The sequence below is a fragment of the Planktothrix sp. FACHB-1355 genome, assembly GCF_014748295.1.
Classification (GTDB): Bacteria; Cyanobacteriota; Cyanobacteriia; order Cyanobacteriales; family Aerosakkonemataceae; genus Aerosakkonema; species Aerosakkonema funiforme_A.
Window position 1 is genome coordinate 1 of the sequence record NZ_JACJUP010000697.1, and the last position, 3747, is coordinate 3747.

At 43.2% G+C, this 3747-nt stretch carries 2 protein-coding genes; one reads left to right on the top strand and one right to left on the bottom strand.

Annotated elements, in window-relative coordinates; all coding sequences use genetic code 11:
* The first annotated feature begins 467 nt into the window (after positions 1-467).
* Positions 468-1913 carry a DUF3370 domain-containing protein gene (locus tag H6S82_RS23255; RefSeq protein ID WP_190463585.1) on the top strand — a complete coding sequence of 482 codons (1446 nt, stop codon included), beginning with the start codon at positions 468-470 and terminating at the stop codon, positions 1911-1913.
* On the opposite strand, the gene H6S82_RS23260 is transcribed toward H6S82_RS23255, so the two are convergent.
* Complete coding sequence (locus H6S82_RS23260; protein WP_190463587.1) at positions 1910-3571, bottom strand: alpha-amylase family glycosyl hydrolase; 1662 nt, start codon at positions 3569-3571, stop codon at positions 1910-1912. The two genes, H6S82_RS23255 and H6S82_RS23260, sit on opposite strands and share 4 nt — an antisense overlap.
* Between the last annotated feature and the right edge of the window lie 176 nt (positions 3572-3747).

Below are 3747 nucleotides of genomic sequence, written 5' to 3' on the forward strand. Positions count from 1 at the left end.
AATTCAGATAAAACTAACTCAGGTGACCATTTTTTAACAATTTCTAAAAAAAACTGGCAAATTATTTCCTGGGGTAAAGGACGGTTTGGTTCTGAAGGCTGCGTTTGACGAGTGTCCAGGGGGACACGGCTGTACGTTGAAGTCCTGGGGACTGTTGAGTGGTTAGTTGTGACTGGAGGTATGAAGCTTTGGGACGGCATAACCCTGGCGAGAACTCTTGATTTTAAATGTAATCTTTTTATATAGAGTAGCTCGTGATTGCCAACTTTAATAGAGCATGACAGTCGCCCCACAACTTGGTGAGGCAAATTAGGCGATGGCTGTGACCCCAATCACAAGGGGAGCGACCCCACCCCCGACCCCTACCTGTCTACCGGGAGGCGGATGAAGTTCAATGTCTGTTAAGTGCCGTATATTCAAAGTAAACTATTGACAACTACCACGATGAGGCGATCGATCCCAGTAGCATGAGTAAGAAAACAATAAGTCTTCCGATCATTTCCATCCTATTTGTTCTAATTGCAGGTGCGGGCGGCTACTGGTTATTCGGGAAAAAATTTCCACCTTCGCCCGAAAGTTTAAGCTTAGCCCAAGAGACACCAACACCAAAGCCAACGCCACAAATTATCGTGCAACCTCAGCAAGTGAAAGCTTTGCCTGGAGGCTTAGATACGGTGCCGATGTTTAACAGCAATAGTCCGGAATGGTTGAAGACTGAAGGAATTTTACTTTCTACTTTTCCGCCCACAGGAAAAGCTGCTGCTCTAGCCCACCTTAACTTTCCATTTCAGGGAAGATTTGATATATTTGTTCATCATCAAACCATCAATCCGAAGGATTTGCAGACATATTATTTAGGCGTAATTCTGCATAATCCCGGTTCTCAAGCAATTACCGTAGATGTGTTGCAAGCGGCAACTTATTTAACTCAAGATTCGCCCTATATTAAACTGCCGCATTATGTAGAAAATCCCGATAATAGTGTGTATGCAGGCCCTGGCGATCGCGCCGTACATGATGTACTTCAAGGTAAACGACAAGCAGATTTTCCTGCTAAGCTAACTATTCCGCCCCGCCAAAGCGCGATGTTGATGAATCTTCCTATGCCAGTGCGGAATTTTGAAAAGCCGCAAAACGGTCGGTCGGCGTTAATTCGATTGCGTAGTAGCGGTAAGGTTTATGCAGCTAGTTTGGCGATGTTTGCTAAACAAAATGCCGATGGTACGGAACGCGCTCCCACTTTAGCAGAATGGCAAGCACTTTTAGATACAGGTAATTTAGCAGGCCCGCGCGATAAAACTCCCACTCCTCCAAACCAAGTTGGCGGTCAATTGATTTACGGTCGCGTTGCGGGTGTGGCGCAAGGTTCTGTATGGAAAGCGTTGGTAGTCGATCGCCCTGACACAAAATATTTAACCATTCCCCAGCGCGGTCAAGCTATTTCTTATGCTATCAATACTCTGCGCGGTGGAAAGTTAGGCACCGATCAAATTCAAACGGCGAAAATGCTGGTGCGCTATCCAGATACAGCTTATGAAGCGCACGGTAATTACGCGATTGAATACAATATTAATTTACCTCTTTATAACCCTACGAAAGAAGCGCAGACTGTTAGTTTAACTTTGGAAACTCCTTTGAAAGAAGACAGGTTGAGTAAAGGGGGATTAATTTTCCGAAATCCCTCTTATGGTTTTCCTTGGTTTAGAGGTAGCGTGCGGTTGCGGTATAAAGACGATCGAGGGCAACAAGTAACTCGCTACGTGCATTTGTGGCAACCAATGGGTGAGGTTTTGCAACCTTTGCTATCCCTCGTAATGCCAGCAGGCGATCGCAGAACGGTGCAATTAGATTTTATTTATCCACCAGATTCGACGCCGCCGCAAGTGCTGACGATTAAAACTGCACAGAATTAACCGAAAACGAAGACTTTTGCTTCGTATTCAGCTAGATCGGTAACTAAGCGATCGTCTTTCGATTCAACATCGTAATTATTTGTCCATTCGTGGCAAGTTCCGTTAGCCGGAAAGTTGGGAATTTCATAGTTTTCTAAATGTTTATCTGAGAAATTGGCTACAACGACAACCCGCGATCCTTGATCATTCCAGCGCACGTAAGCAAATACTTTTGCTTCTGGATTTTCGTGAAAAAATTCGATGTTGGCTGTTTGGAGGGCAGGATTTTGTTTCCGCAGGGTAATTAAACCTTTGAAATACTCAAATAAATTGCGATTGCGGTCATTTTTTAACAAAGACCATTTGAGAGGGTTGCTATGCTCTAAAGTTATGGGAGTGTATTCGCCAAATTCTTCGCCCATGCGGATCATAGGCACTCCAACAGCCGTCATTAAGATCGCAACTCCCAACTTGACACGCCCAAATGCAGCTGCATCGAAAATGTTGCGATCGCCTAAATTTTCTAACAGGCGCTTTTGGTCGTGATTGCTGATATAATTAACCACCTTCGTAACGCCTTCTGGGTACTCCTGCCGCTTGGGATCTAGAACTTTCTTCAGTTCCTCTTCTAGCTCGAACTTATCGCCGAAAATATGCGGTATTATAAAATGGAAGAAACTGTCGTGCCAGCAGGCATCCATCGGCCCTTTGGGAGCTACCATATCAACATTTTCTGGAACGTGTTCGCCAATGTTGTAGAAAGGTTTAGATCCCGCTGCTTTTTTCGCTTCTTGAGTTAGCCAATGCAGGAATTCCCGGTTATCCAATTGCTTTAATGCGTCGTAGCGAATGCCGTCAATATGGTATTCTTGAATCCAGAAACGCACCACATCGCCCATAAACTCTTTGGCAGGACAAATATTGCGTTTTTCGTCCCAGTATTCGTAGTTAAATTCTGGCCCCCAATAATACTCGTCTTCGGGATGGTGACGGTCGTGATAGTACCAGTAATCGCGGTCAATTTTTTGTAGCGGACATTCTTCAGATGAGTGGTTATAAAGTTGGTCTAAAATAACGCGAATACCTCTACCGTGGCATTCATCAATTAACCGCTTCAAATCTTCGGTTGAACCGTAGTTAGGCTGTGGGGCAAAGTAGTATTCTGGACTGTAACCCCAGCCGTAATCGCTGGGATTTTTGTTGACGGGCATTAGTTCGATCGCATTTATCCCCAACTCAGACAAATAATCCAATTTTTCGATAACATCTTGGTATTTTTCTCGTTTGTTTGGGTCATCTTCATCGCCCGAAAAATCCGCAATAAATAGCTCATAAATAACTAAGTTACTATTCGGAGGGAGCGGTTTATCATCGTGCTGCCAAACATAAGTATCAACAATCTTTTCACCTTCTTTAATTCGCACTATTCCATTTCCTGTAGCTGGATCGATCGCAGTTACGTAGGGGTCATTGACTTCTACCCATTGTTCCTCTCCACCACCAGGAAGTTGGACTCGAAATTTATATTGATAAACGCCATCATCTAATTCAATTTGTGTCCGAAAATAATCGTTATCGTCTTTTTCCATCGCAATTTCTTCCCAATTGGAAAAAGATCCCTTCAGCTTGGCCTCTTTGTTATTGGGGGCTAATAATTTAAATTCAATTAAAGCGGGCATAATACTCCTATCTTAGCAGAAATTTATACTAAATTATGCTAAGCTTTTAAAACCGCTAATAGCATCTTTCTCTAAGGTGGTTTTTACTTAATCTTTGCCTCTATCTAAAGCAAGATATTTTTTTAAAATAATTGTGTATTTTACAATACAAACAGCCTATTCTACTTCCACTCGCC